Genomic DNA, 15,860 nt, shown 5'->3' on the forward strand with positions numbered 1-15,860 from the left:
ACTTGCATAGTTTTATGTTGTAATTGGAATCATGATGGTAAATTCGGGATCTTTGTCATAGGGATTTTGAGCCATCGGATACTTTTCAAAATGAGTAAGATCATCAACATTGTTTTCCTTGTATCCTTCCTTCTTAATCCATCCATATATGTTGTTATATGATTGATTGTCCTTTATGGTGTTCACATTTAGCATAGGTTAATTCAGGGACTGATATCTTTACCATATCGGTAGGAACTTCTTCTACCTGTAACACTTTTACGACAGAGTAGTGAGTAAACCCTGAACCGCCTGGAGTAGCGTGGTAAGACAACCCTAGTAATACATCCGGGTTCTCAACATATGCGATTTCATTTAGTCGTTCATGCATTTTTTTCTGCACGTCTCGTATTTCTCCAGCAAAAGCCGCTTCAAAAGTCCCTTCCCATTTCAATCCAATTGCTTTAAATGCTCCTTCAGTCACTAATGTTACTGAATTCTTTTGCTCCACGGACATGAATATAATCCCTCCCAATCGGTTTATTATATTTTAAATCTATGAACATGAAAAAATCTTCCATTTTTTCACCGAATCAGTTGAGGTTTCTTTTTTTGAAAATGAGTAGAATCTTGGTACACTATTAACAAGTTACTAAACAAATGAAAGAAGATGATAGTATGGGTTCACATAAATCGATTAAAGATATTCCTTTTTCAGTCCTTGATCTTGCTCCTATCCTTGCTGGCGGTACACCATCCGAATCTTTTCGAAATACAGTGGATTTAGCCCAGCATGCTGAAAGATGGGGCTATAATCGTTACTGGATAGCCGAACATCACAATATGCCTGCGATCGCAAGCTCTGCAACTTCGGTGGTAATTGGACATGTAGCAGCGAACACTTCTAAGATACGTGTGGGATCAGGAGGGATTATGCTGCCGAATCATGCGCCACTCGTGATTGCTGAGCAGTTTGGAACCCTTGAATCGATGTTTCCTTGTCGAATTGATCTCGGGCTAGGCCGGGCTCCTGGAACCGACCAGACCACATCATACGCCTTAAGAAGGAATCATAAACAGGATGCCCAGGACTTTCCGGAACAATTGGCAGAATTACGCACCTATTTCGACCCTTCAATGGCTCGCGGTAAAATACGTGTACGAGCGTTTCCTGGAGAAGGATTGGATATTCCAATTTGGTTATTGGGATCGAGCGGGTTCAGTGCCGAGCTGGCTGCCAAGGAAGGCATGCCATTCGCTTTTGCCAGCCATTTTTCACCTAACAACACTTTACCGGCTTTACAAGTCTATCGCCGATTCTTCGAACCATCTGAGTTCCTTGAAAAACCTTATGCTATGGTTGGTGTCAATGTTATAGCAGCAGACACGGATGAGGAAGCACAGCTATTAGCAACATCTCTACAGCAACAATTTTTGAATCTGATCCGTAACCAGCTGGTACCGCTGCAGCCGCCTGTTGAAAGTATGGAAGGAAGATGGACAGAATATGAAAAAGCCGCTTTACAACAGCAATTAGGCGGCTCTATCATTGGAAGCCCTGAAACAGTCAGGGAAAAACTTGATCATTTTCTTGAAGAGACAGAAGCTGATGAAATGATCGTCGCTTCTCAAATCTACAATCATAAAGCCCGTCTCCGCTCGTATGAAATCCTTGCAGAAATTATAAAAAGCTAAAAATAAGGAAAAGGAGCCATGTTCATTTTCAAAACTGGCTCCTTAATTCTTATATCAGGTTATCAGGATAGTGATTTTAAGTATTGACAGACTGTTTCAATCCCTTTAGTAAAATTCTCTAGATGGAAATGCTCATTCGGTGCATGGAGATTTTCAGAAGGAAGACCAAAACCCATTAACACAACCGGTGTACCAAGCACTCTTGAAAATACCTCTACGATCGGGATGGACCCGCCTTCTTTCGGAAACAGAGGACGGACTTTATATACTGCCTCATAAGCATCTGCCGCCTTTTGTATCATCGGATTCTGAGAGTCCAGTGAGACAGGATTAGCTTTGATGGTCTGCTTTAATTTGACTTTCGTCCCAACTGGTTTATTTATTTGCACATGTTTTTCAATCTGTTCATAAACCGTCTGCGGATCTTGCTCTCCGACAAGACGGCAGCTGATTTTAGCACTCGCTTCGCATGGAACGATCGTTTTGATGCCTTCTCCCTGAAAACCAGCTGTAATGCCATTGATTTCAAGGGTAAGCCTGACTCCTGTTTGCTCTAAGAACGTAAACCCTTCTTCACCAAATAAGGCTTCCAATCCTAGCTCTTTCTTTGTTTTCTCCTCGTTAAATGGAATTGCTGACACTTCATGCTTCAATTCTTCTGTCAGAGCAGGGACTCCTTCATAAAATCCTTCGACTGCAATCTTTCCATTTTGGTCATGGAAAGAATCCAATAGGCGTACTAGATTATGAGCAGCATTAGGAACGCCTCCTCCGTAAACTCCCGAATGAAGGTCGGAGTTCGCAGATTTTAAGCTAAGTTCCATGGCAAGCGCACCTCTAAGAGAAGTGCAAATCGCAGGCTGGCCTTTTTCAATGAACGAGGTATCCGAAATAAGCACTGCATCACAAGATAACTTTTCAGGATTCTCTTGTATAAAAGGAGGTAGATTAGGGCTTGCTTGTTCCTCTTCACCCTCTATACAAAGTTTTACATTGACCGGAAGCTCTCCATCTTCATTGATCAAGGTTTCAAGCGCCTTTACATGTATGAAAAGCTGTCCCTTATCATCTGTAGCACCTCTAGCATAAAGCTTATCCTCTCTCACTTCCGGCTCGAATGGAGGTGACTCCCATAGTTCAATAGGATCTGCCGGCTGGACATCATAGTGGCCATAGACAAGTACAGTCGGCTTACCTTTCGCGTGCAGCCAGTCTGCATAGACAATCGGATGGCCTTCTGTTTCGATGAGTTCGATATTTTCCATTCCAATCTGTTCAAGTGAGACAGCGAGCCATTTTGCCGCTTTATGGACGTCATCTTTATGATCAGGCAGAGTCGAAATACTTGGTATCTCTAAAAATTCCTTTAATTGCTCAACATATTGATCTTTATGTAGCGCGATGGATTCCTTCAAATCATAACCTCCACATATATCTACTTTAATAATTAGTGTAACATCTAGTAATAGATTGACTTCTTACTCGATAAATTTAATAAAAGCATACAGGATTTTTGCAGTAAGTCCCCATATCACCTTTCCTTCATACATATAGAAGTATTCTTCGATTTTCCGCGTCTGCCATTGATAATCCTTGCCATTTGCAATCAAATCAAACGGGAACCCTTCTTCTGGCTTCACTTCAAAATTTACATGATGAATCTCTGGTAGGGTGTTTTTGAAAAAAGAAAGCGGAACAGTAAACACCTCCTCTACTTCATCCTGATTCGGTTCTATGTGATTTGAGTTACAGTCTAAAAATCCCACATATGTGTTCACCATCATACCAAATGGGGAGAGCATATAGTCGAAAGGAAACACATCTTTTATCTCCTTGTCTGTAATCCCGAGCTCTTCCTTCGCTTCTCTTATCGCTGCATCTTGTGCCATCTTGTCTTGGATATCTACTTTTCCCCCTGGAAAGCAGATTTCTCCTGGCTGACGTCTCATATGGAGGGAGCGGACTTCAAATAAGATATGGAGTCCGTCCTCCTTTTCGATCAAGGGGAGAAGAACAGAATAATGGTTCAACACTTTATTTCCGATAATGGTGGGAGTATGGTCTTTCATTTTCCTGATAATATTTTCTCGTATCATAAGAACACTCCAAGTATCATTTATCTTTACTATAACAGAACAAATCAATATCATTGTCGCTTCTGTCAATTTCACCTTGATATTCTAATTATAGTGATTTTCCTAGAATTAAGTAAAAATAAAAAGTTTCAACAGTATGATTCCTGATTTTCTGGGAAAATATAAAAGGCAGGAGGGATACATATGAACGAGCAATACTTAACCGTGGAACAATTCAATCAATTAATACAGCAATGGAGCGGAAAAACCATTAAAATAACCAAGCAGGAACTCGGTGATCAGGATACCATCATCATGAAATTAGAGGATATTTCTTATCATAAAGATACAAGAAGAATCGATGATTATGAGCCAATGCATTCGATTCATTTGATTGGTGTGGGAACAACGGAAACGGATGGCCAAAGTGGGCAGCCTCTTCCGGCTTCCTCTTACGAAATTCCGCTGGAGGATTCGACTCGGTACCGATTTGAAGACATCGGATTTTCTCTTGTTAATGAAAGAGGGAGTTATACGATTGAACTATACGGATAAAAAGTAGGTCAGCAAGTTAATACTTGCTTTAATATTATCCCCCTTTGTGTTTCGGTTCATCGTATATTCCCTAAACAAAAGGTGATTTTGAGCACTTATCTCATTTATCTTGAAAATCATTCTGAATTAAATATGTATTTTTCAATTTAACCTTGGAAAACATGATAGTGTAGTAATTTTATAGTTTAAGTATTATTTGGGGGAATAAACAGTGGAATTGATACAAATATCTAGTAAGCTAGTTTTAGGCTTCTTTTTGCTTTTTTTACTAGTTAGAATTATAGGGAAGAAGTTAATAGACCAATTTACTCCATTTCACTTTATTTCAGCAATCGTCCTAAGTGAATTGTTGGGGAATGCTGTCTATCAGAAGACAATACCGATTACTCATATCCCATTCACTATACTCATATGGGGAGGTTTACTATTTTCAGTTGAATACCTATCCCAAAAATCCTTATTATTAAGAAGTTCTTTCGAAGGCAAACCTTCGATGGTAATTCGTAATGGACAGATTGATTTTGAACAGTTAAAAAAGAGCCGTATGAACATTAATCAATTACAAAGTTTACTCCGCCAAAGTGAAACTTTCTCCATTCGTGAAGTAGCATTCGCATTCATTGAATCGAATGGGTCTATTAGTGTGTTAAAAAAATCACCGTATCAAAAAACAACCCTACAAGACTTTAACATGCCCCCTCACCATGTTTATTTACCGATAACACTAATCAGAGACGGTGAATTGATCAAAGCAAATTTAAAAGAAATAAACAAAGATGACCAATGGCTAAGAAATCAGCTATTACCCATTGGGATAAGCAGGATCGAGGACGTCCTTTTTGCTGAATGGTTAGAAAACGATGGATTATTTGTTGTCCCTCATAACCCACATCAACATCATGGGAGTTTGAAGCCTAAATAAATTCAAAGAAACGAATATGTGCTATTTATGATACGGTTCTCCGCGATGAATCTAAATGAGGTTTTAAGTTTAAATTTGATGTTTGCTTTCACCAGTTCCAGTTGACTGCAAGTACCAAGAATTTAGGTAAATAAAATGAATAGTAATTTTTTCAACCAATAGCCTCCTTTCAAGCTATCTTAACTTTTAAAACTTCAATATTAGTGAAAAATAAACCTAACCTGCACCTTTTAGTTCAATAAGTTCAACAAAAAGAGCGTTAAGCCTTCTTGGATGAACGCACCTGTTCGTTTAACCAATAGTTATTCCTTATCATTTTTCTTTTTGATATAGATTTTCGGTGTATAAAATTTCAAAATATGAATGAGTTGATCTCCCATATACGAAGATGATTTTGTAAAATCACTTTCAATCCATTCTAGAATCAATCCAATAATACCATGTATACGATATGTGCTAAAAAGTTGGATATCAATATTGGGGTCTATCTCAGTAATCAAGAATTCAAATTCTTCTCGGAATAACTTGTCTAATTTTTGTATCAATTTCTCATGAAAATTGTAGGTTGTTGTTGGACTCAACATAAGCTTATAGAATCTTTTGTTTTCTAAAAAATGATCAAATAAGATAATTGAACTTGACGGTATTTCATTGAAATCTACAACTGATAAATTGAGATATGGTTCCCGGAATACTTCCGTCATTTTTTCAAACATTTCTTCAATGATCTCTTCTAATAAATCTTCCTTTTTTTCATAATGTGCATAAAAAGTACCTCGATTGAAATCCGCAGCCTTTACAATTTCCGTAATTGTAATGTCATCAAAGCTTTTTTCTTCCATTAACGATAATAAAACTTGACTAAACTTCTCTTTTGTTCTTCTTACACGTTTGTCGGGATGTTGCATAGACATTCGAAAGCTCCTTCTTACACTTTTAACGTACAAAATCTAAAAATATGTTGATTAACAGACATTTTTATTATTATTGCATATTGAAGCCCTTTCACACATGTTTTATGCTTAAAGTGTTCAATTTATCTCGAATTCGAGATAAATTTCACTTTATATTCTAAACAAGGGGGAAGGTCAACGTGACAAGATTAGCAGGTAAAGTAGCAATCGTAACAGGTGCAGCAGGTGGTATTGGGAAAGAAGTCGTACAAAAATTAGCTAACGCACAAGCGAAAGTTGTATTAGTTGATTTAAATGAAGATGCAATCAAAGCCGTTCAAGCTGAGCTTGGTTTAACAGAAGAAAATAGCTTAGTAGTAAAAGCGGATGTTTCAAATGAAGAAAATGTTAAAAATTATGTAGATCAAGCGATTTCTAAATTTGGTCGTATTGATGGCTTTGTAAATAACGCAGGCGTTGAAGGTCCAGCTAAACCACTTGAAGAAGTTACAGAAAAAGATTTTGATTTCGTATACGGGATTAATGTAAAAGGCGTACTTTTCGGTCTTAAATATGTATTGCCAATAATGAAAGCACAAAAATCTGGTTCAATTGTTAATACTTCATCTGTAGCAGGTTTAATTGGTTCACCAAGCATGGTATTATACAACTCATCTAAACATGCTGTAATGGGTATTAATAAAGTTGCCGCTTTAGAAGCAGCAGCATATAACGTTCGTGTGAACACAGTAAACCCAGGAGTGATTAATACACAAATGATGCGTAAAATTGAAGCAAATGTCGCGCCAGGTGCAGCAGAAGCAGCACAAGCAGCTTATAACGATGCAGTACCAATGAAACGCTACGGTGAACCTGAAGAAGTAGCTAACGTAATTGCGTTTTTACTGTCTGACGAAGCTTCTTATGTAAGCTCATCTTCATTCACGATCGATGGTGCTTTATACAACGTGTAATTATATGATCTTTTAAATTTAGTAGGGAAGGTGCATTTAGATATGAAACGATTTGAAGATAAAGTAGTTGTCGTTACTGGAGGTGGCTCAGGTTTAGGTAGAGCCGCAGCATTGGAAGTTGCAAAAGAAGGTGCTAAGCTCGTCCTTGTTGATTTGAACAGCAGTGCTTTAGAAGAGAGTAAATCTGAAATTCTTGCTGATGCTCCCGAGGCAGTGGTTGAATTAGTCGTAGCAAACGTTGCGGACGAAAAAGAAGTGGAAAAATACGTGCAGTTTACAATTAATACATTTGGTAAGATTGATGGCTTTTTCAACAATGCGGGAATTGAAGGAAAACAAAATCTAACAGAAGACTTTGGGATTGACGAATTTAACCGTGTAGTTAGCGTGAATTTGAATGGTGTCTTCTACGGAATGAAATATGTATTAAAAGAAATGAAAAAACAAAGATTTGGTTCCATCGTGAACACAGCTTCTGTTGGTGGTATTCGTGGTGTTGGTAACCAATCTGGATATGCGGCAAGTAAACACGGAGTTGTTGGCCTAACTCGAAATTCAGGTGTAGAATATGGTCAATACGGTGTAAGCATTAAAGCGATCGCACCTGGTGCAATTATGACACCGATGGTTGAAGCATCATTAAAACAAATTGGTGGAGACAATTGGGAAGCTGCTGGAAAAGAGTTTGTCAGTGTCAACCCAATGAAACGTTTTGGTAAACCTGAAGAGGTTGGCTATTTAGTCGCATTTCTATTGTCTAATCAAGCAGATTTTATCAATGGTGTAGTTATTCCGATTGACGGTGGCCAATCTTATAAATACTAATAGATTGATTTTACGCAAAACTATTATATGACAAAACAAAAAACGACTTTGTGGTCGTTTTTTGTTTTGTACTACCCTTTGACTATTCACCGAATGAATGATCTAAATTCCAAAATTTATCTCCCAAACCTTCTATTAACGCTTTTGCTCTTTTTTTATGTGCTCTGGAAGGTTGTTTTACTAAATCTTAGAAAGTGGTGCTTCTAATTGCTCACTCTTCAAAAAACCTCATTTACTTATGATACGGTTCTCCGCGATTGATTTTGAACGCTCTATAAATCTGTTCAACCAGGATCAAGCGCATGAGTTGATGAGGGAAAGTCATTTTGGAAAAGGATAGCTGGTCATTCGATCTTTTTAAGACTGCTTCACTTAATCCTAAAGAACCTCCGATCACGAAGGCTACTTTCGATTTTCCATAGGTAGCGAGCTGATCCAAATTTTTAGCAAACTGCTCTGATGTCTTTTGTTTCCCTTCAATAGCAAGTGCTATGACATAGACATCCTGGCCGATTTTTGTGAGGATACGTGAACCCTCTTCATCCTTTACCCGCTCCATCTCATTCTCACTTAATTGTTCTGGAGCCTTCTCATCTGAAACCTCGATTACTTCAATTTTGGCATAAGGCCCAAGCCGTTTTACATACTCTGAGATCCCTTGTTTTAAATACTTCTCTTTTAACTTTCCTACAGTGATGATTTGTATATTCACAGGTTGTTCACCCCTATAAACACTTTATCCACAAAATTTATCCACATATACACATTTTCTATCCACATTCTGTATAGGAACATTAGTTTGACACCATATATATGGCGTTATTTTTACAATATTCACAGGTTGTGGATAATTTTTCTGCCTCTGTGAGTTCTTTCATTGCAGGAGCTGTTTCATATTCATCAACGATAATTTCTAAAGCGAGTTCTACATGTTCTTTACAGCATGCGATCACTTTTGGTTCACTTCCTTTTAGCTTATTCACATGTTAATAGTGTAGCATAATCGTTATTTTTACATGAAAAAGGGAGAGTCTTGATTACTCTCCCGATCCTTTTGATTCTCCTAATGTCATTGTTGTCGTCTTCTTTTCCCCTTCACGATAATACGTGATTTCCATTTCATCTCCGATTTCTTTATTTGTATAAAGATGTTTTCTTAATTCAGCTGGTGAGTTGATCTTCTCGCCATCCAGCTCGACAATGACATCAAATTCCTTCAAGCCTGCCTCTGCTGAAGGCGATGTCGATTCAACTCCCATTACGACAACTCCTTGACTTACATCATTCGGAATCTTCAGGGTTTGTTGTCTGTGATAGTTCGATACTTGAGCAAGCGGTACAATTTCAACTCCCATATATGGCCGCATAACTTTTCCATGATTCTCAAGGTCCTCTATGATCGGCTGGGCAATATCAGAAGGAATTGCAAATCCGATCCCTTCTACTGCTTGTTGTGCTATTTTCATTGAATTGATACCAATTACTTGGCCTTTAATATTGATTAAAGCACCACCACTATTACCAGGGTTGATTGCTGCATCTGTCTGGATGACTTCAGCTTGCCAATCGGGCTGTCCATCACCATTAGGATCTACAGGAATCGTACGATCAGCGGCACTGACGATTCCTTGTGTGACTGTACCAGGAAAGTTTCCTAGAGGATTTCCGATGGCAATGGCGGGTTCCCCAGGTTTTAAATTGCTGGAACTACCAAACTCTGCAACTTCCTCGACTTTGCTTCCATCAACCTGTAACACAGCCAGATCCATAATCTGATCAAAGCCGAGCAGCTCAGCTTCTAATTTAGTGCCATCTACAAGGGCGATTTCTAATTGAGTCGCATTGGCAACAACATGTGCATTGGTGACGACGAATGCCTTACCGCCTTCTTTTTTATAAATGACACCGGAGCCGACACCAGCTTGATTTTCCTGTGAAAACATACTTGATCTCTGTATATTCTCGACCTCGACGACCGAGCCTTGTGCTTTTTCGACGGCTTCTGTAATTGCTGTATTGACATCGACGTTTACCGTTTCATTCGTTACATTTTGTTCTGTATCCCCTGCAGCGTCCTTGTTCGGGTTTAATTCCATATCTGAAAATAACCCGAAGTCAGTAGCAAAAATAACGAGGAGAGCTCCTAACAGGACACCTGTCAAACCCATTAAAAAGCCTCTTGATTTGTTCCCCTTTTGTCTTTGAGGATTACGAGGATCTTCATCATAGTAACCCATTTATCTCATCCTCCCTTTCAGTTATCCTTGTTATGCCCATTATAAACAAAAAAAACCGTCAGACTCCGGAATATGGGTGATTTTTGACATTTATAAACCACTTACTATATTTCCGTAACTGACAGTTTTTAAACCTGTACTTTCTATACAGTTATAAGTTCTGTCGGAACTTCTGCGTCCGTATCATAGAGGGCTACCTTTTCACCGATTTCAAATCCGCGATTCTCCAAGGTTTGCTGAACCGACATTCTAGCTAGATCTTTCATATTGTTATCCTTGCTTAGATGGGCCAGATAAATACGACGTGTTTTGTCACCGATTATTTCAGCCAGGGCTTCACCGGCGTCTTCATTGGATACATGGCCTTGATCGCCGAGGATCCGACGCTTGATATTCCATGGGTATCTCCCCATCATCAACATATCGATATCGTGGTTCGATTCGAAAATAATCATGTCTGAATCTTTAACTGTGCCTTTGATCCGATCACTGACATAGCCCATATCGGTTGCTAGCGTGAACTTCTTAGCTCCTTGATGAAAAACATAAAATTGGGGTGAGGCGGCATCATGCGATACACCGAATGACTCGACATCCAAATCACCAAAGGATTGTACCCGCTCACATTCGAAGTGGAACTTCAGATCAGTCGGTATTTTGCCGATTTGGTTTTCCATAGCAAGCCACGTTTTTTCATTGGCATAGATCGGCAGTTTGTAACGCCGTGATAAAATTCCCAAGCCTTTAATATGATCACTATGTTCATGGGTTACGAGGATCCCATCGAGAAATTTAGGATCCCGGTTTATTTTTTTGAACATAGACTCGATTTTCTTCCCACTTAAACCGACATCAACAAGCAGGCGGCTTTTATCTGTTTCAACATAACATGCGTTCCCAGTACTTCCACTAGCCAAAACACTAAACTTCACGTTATTCCTCACTTTCTTCATCTTCGTCTTCGTATTTATCAAGCGTAATGACCGAGGAATCGGTCGCATCCACCATCAGCTCTTGATCTTCAGTGACGATGTGCCAGCTTGGTACAAACACTTTCCATCCTTCATTCGTAATCAATGTAAAGTAGACTAGATCAATATCTAGCAAAGTAGTACCAGGAGGTATGTTCTGAACTAACAACGCTTCTTCAGCTGTAATCAATTTATCGTCAGTATCCTCTTCGGTAATATCCATTGATGTCAGCTTATAACTGGTAATCTCATCATCTTGGTTGGTAGATATCTCAATCAACCCAGTCAAGTTATTTTCAGTAACATAATCACTGAAATAGAAGGGGACTTCCTCTTTGTGTTGTCTGAATAAATATAGATTACGCTCCTCATCATGCTTCCAATATTCATATTGTTCATGAATCGGGACATACTCCTCTATGAAAGTTTCAAGTTCGGCCTTATTATCACTGTCTGTTGAAAGAGAAATAGGTTCATCCAATACGGAATAGATGATCTTGTTTGCCAACACAGTGACTTCCTGGTTGGAATTCTTTTTTGTAAACTCTGCTGCCTTTTCTTCTGTAAACTTTGTAGATGTCCCGCTCACAAGCGGTAGGTCCTGGTCAATCGTTGGTAATTTTTCATCATATTTGATATCCAACTTTTTTAAGGTTTCTTCCTTGAGAGTATCGAAATCCGGATATTCTTTTTCGTATAATTCTGTTCCAAGATAGAAATTTAGAATAAGAAAGGTAAATATGAAGATGGTTTTGATGTTTTTCCAATCCATTGTTTACCCTCCTTCATTCTTGATAGGATCTATCGATTCAAAATCTACTTTTAACCAGGAAGATCTGATCTTATAGTACCATGCTGGTTCTAAATACAACGTATTGCCTATACCTACATTCTGACTATCAGGGTCAAGTTTAAGCGCATAACCGATCGTGATATCCGATATATTGTTGGCATTGCTTAGTTCTGATAAAGCTCGGATGACATCGGCTCCTTTTGCCACTGTAGGTGGAGAATCCTGTTTATCATTATAAAATTCTTCCCTCAAATAGACTAATGATCGTTCATATTCACTTGCTTGATTCGTCATCCAATTTAATGAAATCTGCCCAATGCTATTGTCCATGATCGGAAACCCGTTCATGATCATCCGATAGGAAATTTCCTTCTGTTGGTTGGATGTATTGGTGTCTAAAGACGAATCGTAGTAATGATAAAGATGGAATGTATTGGTCCACCCAGCATGATTATTGATCCAATCCAGGCTTTGAATGATGGCATTTTGTCTTGACAATTCATCCTGGCTGTTCAGATTGATATAAGTAAGTTCGTTAGAGTCTTGATGATAAGTGATTTGGCTCTTTGATTTCGCATACACAATTTTGTTGTCCGTCTTCCTTGTAGCCACATCTCTAGGTAGGAGAGCTTTTACAAATAAGTTGACATCGACTTCACTTGTTGTGTAAAAGTAGGTATCGACCTTCATTTCTTCAATAGGTAAGTAGAAACTATTTCCATCAAGCTCATATTCTTCGACTTCCACCGTATTCTTCGAAGTTACCATCATTTCAACCAATGCTTTTGTGGATTTATCCGAAATTTCAAATTGATAGACGACAGGGTCCATATATTCATCTGAATCCTCATTTGTTTCTTCAGCTTTGAAAATGAACTGTATTTTCCATGCACCTTCATCATTATAGACCCTCAACCGTTCAACATTTCCCTCATAGTTTGAAAACGGCGTTTCATTGCTGAATTTGAACGTCTCTTTGAGTACATTGACTGGTATACCAGTAGGATAAGTGATATCTATCCCATCCGAAGAGATATTCTCTTGAAACTCGACCTGATCCTTCCCAATCAACAAAGCACTCTGCAGCTGATTGTAAACTTTATTTTGGTCAGTTGAATAAGACCAATAATGCTTTGAATTATGGTGGATAATTACCTGCCGAGGCTGGATGATGTTTGATAGCTTTTCCTTTCTTCCGTCAGGGATTTTCGTCTCAATCGGCGCTTCATTCTCCAGGACATTATTATTTGGGGTAAATGTCCAAAGGCTGAATGTCAGGAAAATACTTAGCACAATGAGAAGAGATAACAATACCGTCTTCAATTTTTCAATATTGTCCCAAATGGTCGTATAGAAATTTTTAAGTTGACGGATGATCCTCTTCCATACCATTACACTCTTGCCTCCCTGGTTTGATGAGTTGGAAGCTTTACATGAATCGTCGTGCCTTTTCCATACTCACTTTCTGCCCAGATTTCCCCGTTATGCGCCTTGACGACCTCACTCGCGATCGCAAGTCCAAGACCTGTACCGCCAATTTCTCGTGACCTCGCCTTATCGACACGATAGAATCGTTCAAAGATTTTTGTAAGGTTTTGCTTCGGAATTCCAACGCCCTCATCTTTTATGCTGATATGAACATTGGTCGCTTCTTTTTTAAGGTTGAAGGTGACTTTACCGCCGTCTGGTGAATATTTCAACGCGTTTGAGATGATATTATCCAACACTTGAATGATTTTATCTGGATCTATTCTTACTGGCAGTGGTTTATTGTATAAATGCTTTTCAAATGAGATTTTTTCACTTTTCGACATCTCAAACCGATCGATGACCTGTTGCATCATCTCCGTCAAATTAACCTTCTGGAAGTTTAATTGATAGTCTTTATTATCCATTTTTGATAATTGGAGTAAATCCGTCACTAGACGGATCATCCGTTCTGTCTCTGTCTGAGTGACCTTCAAGAACTTCGGTGCGAGATTTTCATCCTGCCAAGCCCCTTCTGCCAAAGCTTCCAAGTAACTTCTCATTGTCGTCAACGGGGTCCTTAGTTCATGAGATACGTTAGAGACAAACTCCCTGCGTTCTTTCTCAATTTGTTCTTGTTCTGTTACGTCGTGCAAAACGGTGATGATCCCATTCACCGGACCATCATCTTTCTGGATGACAGAGAAACTTGAACGGATAATAAAAGGCACTTCTTTTGAGCTATAGTCTAAAATCAATGAACTCGGTGATTCTTCTAGCTGGTCAATCGAAAAATCTTCTTCCAAACCTAGAATTTCTGGTAAAAACAAGCCCATCGCTTCATGGCGTGATAAAGACAGCATTTCCTCTGCACGATCGTTCATAAGAATGATATAACCCTCACGATCAGTTGCAATAACGCCATCTGTCATATAAGAAAGGACCGAACGAAGCTTCGTACGTTCACTTTCGGTAATTTCATTCGCTTCCTGCAGCTTGTTTGTCAGATCATTAAAAGATGCCGCCAACTGTCCAATTTCATCCCTATCATAGACCCGGACCTTACGGGTGAAGTCTCCCCTCGCCATGACTTGCGCCTGCTTCTGCATATCTGCTAACGGGCGGGTGATCGTTCTTGCGAGAATTATGCCTAATAATGCGGTTATTGCCAGGGCAATAATTGTCGCATTTGCAAGAATTTCGTTGAGTGTCCGCGACAATTCGTATATTTCTTCAATGGATGCTTCAATATAAAGCGTCCCCAAGACATCCCCATCAGTACCTTTTTGAATCGGTTTTGCAACGACATAGGTACGGACAAGTTGATCCCCGACTTTTTTCTGAAAAATATCGTTTGTCGGTGAACCTAGTAAGGCTTGGGAAATCATAGGTTGCGTAGTTTTCCTGCCGACGAGACTCTCTTCACTAGCTGCAATAATCTGCTGATCAGTGTTTACAACCATCAATCGGTCCATATCTGAAAATGACAAGTCTCTAATTAGAGATGTCAAATTTTGATAAGATTCTTCTTTCTCAGTGTCATTAATTATCTTTTCTAGTTCTTCTTCAAAATTAACTTCTATCATTTCAGCATTTTCATCGACATTCTTTGTGAAGTTATCCTTCAACTTATCTTCTTGCCGCTCCATAAAAAGAACGCCAATGACTTGCATGGCGATTATGATAAGAAGTATATAAACCACAACAAACTTAAAATGTATTGATTTAAAGAAGCCAACCTTTTCCATTTAATTACTCCTGGTCTGGATTTCTTAGATAATACCCTACTCCCCGTCTCGTAATGATCCACATTGGGTGACTAGGATTGTCCTCCACTTTTTCTCTTAGACGGCGCACTGTGACGTCTACGGTACGTACATCACCAAAATAGTCGTATCCCCAAACAGTTTGAAGGAGATGTTCACGGGTCATAACTTGGCCAGTATGTTTAGCCATATAATGAAGCAATTCAAACTCACGATGAGTCAACTCAATGGTTTCCCCGCGCTTTGTCACAAGATAAGCCTCCGGATGAATTGTAAGAGCACCGATCTTGATTTCACTTGTGCCATCAAGACCTTCACGCTCACCCTCTTGTTGGTGACGACGCATATTCGCTTTCACACGCGCAATAAGCTCTCGTGTGCTGAATGGTTTTGTCACATAATCATCCGCACCAAGCTCTAAGCCTAGAACCTTATCAATTTCAGAGTCCTTCGCTGTCAACATGATGATCGGCATATCATATTTCTTTCGGATTTCACGGCATACCTCCATGCCATCCTTTTGCGGCAGCATGATGTCCAGCAAAATCATGTCCGGCATTTCCTCTTCCGCTTTTTCAAGGGCAGTTGCACCGTCGTAAGCACAAATGACGTTGAATCCTTCTTTTTCTAAATTGAATTGCAAAATATCTGCAATCGGTTTTTCATCATCTACAACTAAAATTTTCTTATCCATATCCTGGTCTCCTT

At 39.1% G+C, this 15,860-nt stretch carries 17 protein-coding genes; 5 read left to right on the forward strand and 12 right to left on the reverse strand.

Annotated features, from left to right (window positions below; translation table 11 throughout):
• Nucleotides 1-154 precede the first annotated feature (154 nt).
• Nucleotides 155-496: a GyrI-like domain-containing protein gene (locus ACJROX_RS29820; protein WP_408008774.1), complete on the reverse strand. Its 342-nt coding sequence runs from the start codon at nt 494-496 to the stop codon at nt 155-157.
• Between the two features lie 143 nt (nt 497-639).
• On the opposite strand from ACJROX_RS29820, the gene ACJROX_RS29825 reads away from it, so the two are divergent.
• Nucleotides 640-1,674 carry an LLM class flavin-dependent oxidoreductase gene (locus ACJROX_RS29825; protein ID WP_408008775.1) on the forward strand — a complete coding sequence of 345 codons (1,035 nt, stop codon included), beginning with the start codon at nt 640-642 and terminating at the stop codon, nt 1,672-1,674.
• 62 nt (nt 1,675-1,736) lie between these two features.
• Here the strand turns inward: ACJROX_RS29825 and ACJROX_RS29830 are convergent, their stop codons facing one another.
• Entirely contained in the window at nt 1,737-3,089 is a 1,353-nt protein-coding gene (locus ACJROX_RS29830) for a dipeptidase (RefSeq protein WP_408008776.1), read from the reverse strand.
• A 63-nt stretch (nt 3,090-3,152) separates the two neighbouring features.
• Entirely contained in the window at nt 3,153-3,770 is a 618-nt protein-coding gene (locus tag ACJROX_RS29835) for an NUDIX hydrolase (RefSeq protein WP_408008778.1), read from the reverse strand.
• A gap of 183 nt (nt 3,771-3,953) precedes the next feature.
• Between ACJROX_RS29835 and ACJROX_RS29840 the strand changes: the two genes are divergently transcribed.
• Both ACJROX_RS29840 and ACJROX_RS29845 read left to right on the forward strand, forming a co-directional pair.
• The gene (locus tag ACJROX_RS29840; RefSeq protein ID WP_408008779.1) at nt 3,954-4,304 is read left to right on the forward strand and encodes a hypothetical protein; all 351 of its coding nucleotides are present in this window, start codon (nt 3,954-3,956) and stop codon (nt 4,302-4,304) included.
• A 211-nt stretch (nt 4,305-4,515) separates the two neighbouring features.
• A complete protein-coding gene (locus ACJROX_RS29845) occupies nt 4,516-5,226 on the forward strand; it encodes a DUF421 domain-containing protein (RefSeq protein ID WP_408008780.1) in 711 nt (236 codons plus the stop codon).
• A 302-nt stretch (nt 5,227-5,528) separates the two neighbouring features.
• On the opposite strand, the gene ACJROX_RS29850 is transcribed toward ACJROX_RS29845, so the two are convergent.
• Entirely contained in the window at nt 5,529-6,140 is a 612-nt protein-coding gene (locus ACJROX_RS29850; protein ID WP_408008781.1) for a TetR/AcrR family transcriptional regulator, read from the reverse strand.
• A 179-nt stretch (nt 6,141-6,319) separates the two neighbouring features.
• On the opposite strand from ACJROX_RS29850, the gene ACJROX_RS29855 reads away from it, so the two are divergent.
• Together ACJROX_RS29855 and ACJROX_RS29860 are read left to right on the forward strand one after the other, a co-directional pair.
• Entirely contained in the window at nt 6,320-7,093 is a 774-nt protein-coding gene (locus tag ACJROX_RS29855) for an SDR family NAD(P)-dependent oxidoreductase (protein ID WP_408008782.1), read from the forward strand.
• 42 nt (nt 7,094-7,135) lie between these two features.
• The gene (locus ACJROX_RS29860) at nt 7,136-7,918 is read left to right on the forward strand and encodes an SDR family oxidoreductase (RefSeq protein ID WP_408008783.1); all 783 of its coding nucleotides are present in this window, start codon (nt 7,136-7,138) and stop codon (nt 7,916-7,918) included.
• Between the two features lie 232 nt (nt 7,919-8,150).
• On the opposite strand, the gene rlmH is transcribed toward ACJROX_RS29860, so the two are convergent.
• The 8 genes from rlmH to yycF all read right to left on the reverse strand — a co-directional run bounded on the left by rlmH (nt 8,151) and on the right by yycF (nt 15,846).
• The gene (gene rlmH / locus ACJROX_RS29865; protein WP_408008784.1) at nt 8,151-8,630 is read right to left on the reverse strand and encodes a 23S rRNA (pseudouridine(1915)-N(3))-methyltransferase RlmH; all 480 of its coding nucleotides are present in this window, start codon (nt 8,628-8,630) and stop codon (nt 8,151-8,153) included.
• 82 nt (nt 8,631-8,712) lie between these two features.
• The gene (locus ACJROX_RS29870) at nt 8,713-8,871 is read right to left on the reverse strand and encodes a CxxH/CxxC protein (RefSeq protein WP_408011840.1); all 159 of its coding nucleotides are present in this window, start codon (nt 8,869-8,871) and stop codon (nt 8,713-8,715) included.
• An 84-nt stretch (nt 8,872-8,955) separates the two neighbouring features.
• Nucleotides 8,956-10,155: a S1C family serine protease gene (locus ACJROX_RS29875; protein WP_408008786.1), complete on the reverse strand. Its 1,200-nt coding sequence runs from the start codon at nt 10,153-10,155 to the stop codon at nt 8,956-8,958.
• Between the two features lie 143 nt (nt 10,156-10,298).
• On the reverse strand, nt 10,299-11,108 hold the full coding sequence (locus tag ACJROX_RS29880; RefSeq protein ID WP_408008787.1) for an MBL fold metallo-hydrolase: 810 nt from the start codon (nt 11,106-11,108) through the stop codon (nt 10,299-10,301).
• Nucleotides 11,089-11,898, reverse strand: a complete 810-nt coding sequence (locus tag ACJROX_RS29885) for a two-component system regulatory protein YycI (RefSeq protein WP_408008788.1) — start codon at nt 11,896-11,898, stop codon at nt 11,089-11,091. The genes ACJROX_RS29880 and ACJROX_RS29885 overlap by 20 nt, the downstream gene beginning before the upstream one ends.
• Nucleotides 11,899-11,901: 3 nt before the next feature.
• Complete coding sequence (locus ACJROX_RS29890) at nt 11,902-13,311, reverse strand: YycH family regulatory protein (RefSeq protein WP_408008789.1); 1,410 nt, start codon at nt 13,309-13,311, stop codon at nt 11,902-11,904.
• Nucleotides 13,311-15,134 (reverse strand): cell wall metabolism sensor histidine kinase WalK, encoded by a 1,824-nt coding sequence (gene walK, locus ACJROX_RS29895; protein WP_408008790.1) that lies wholly within the window; start codon nt 15,132-15,134, stop codon nt 13,311-13,313. The genes ACJROX_RS29890 and walK overlap by 1 nt, the downstream gene beginning before the upstream one ends.
• Before the next feature lie 4 nt (nt 15,135-15,138).
• The gene (gene yycF / locus ACJROX_RS29900) at nt 15,139-15,846 is read right to left on the reverse strand and encodes a response regulator YycF (protein ID WP_408008791.1); all 708 of its coding nucleotides are present in this window, start codon (nt 15,844-15,846) and stop codon (nt 15,139-15,141) included.
• Between the last annotated feature and the right edge of the window lie 14 nt (nt 15,847-15,860).

The sequence above is a fragment of the Pseudalkalibacillus sp. A8 genome (genome assembly GCF_045920555.1).
In the GTDB taxonomy this organism is placed as follows: Bacteria; Bacillota; Bacilli; order Bacillales; family Fictibacillaceae; genus Pseudalkalibacillus.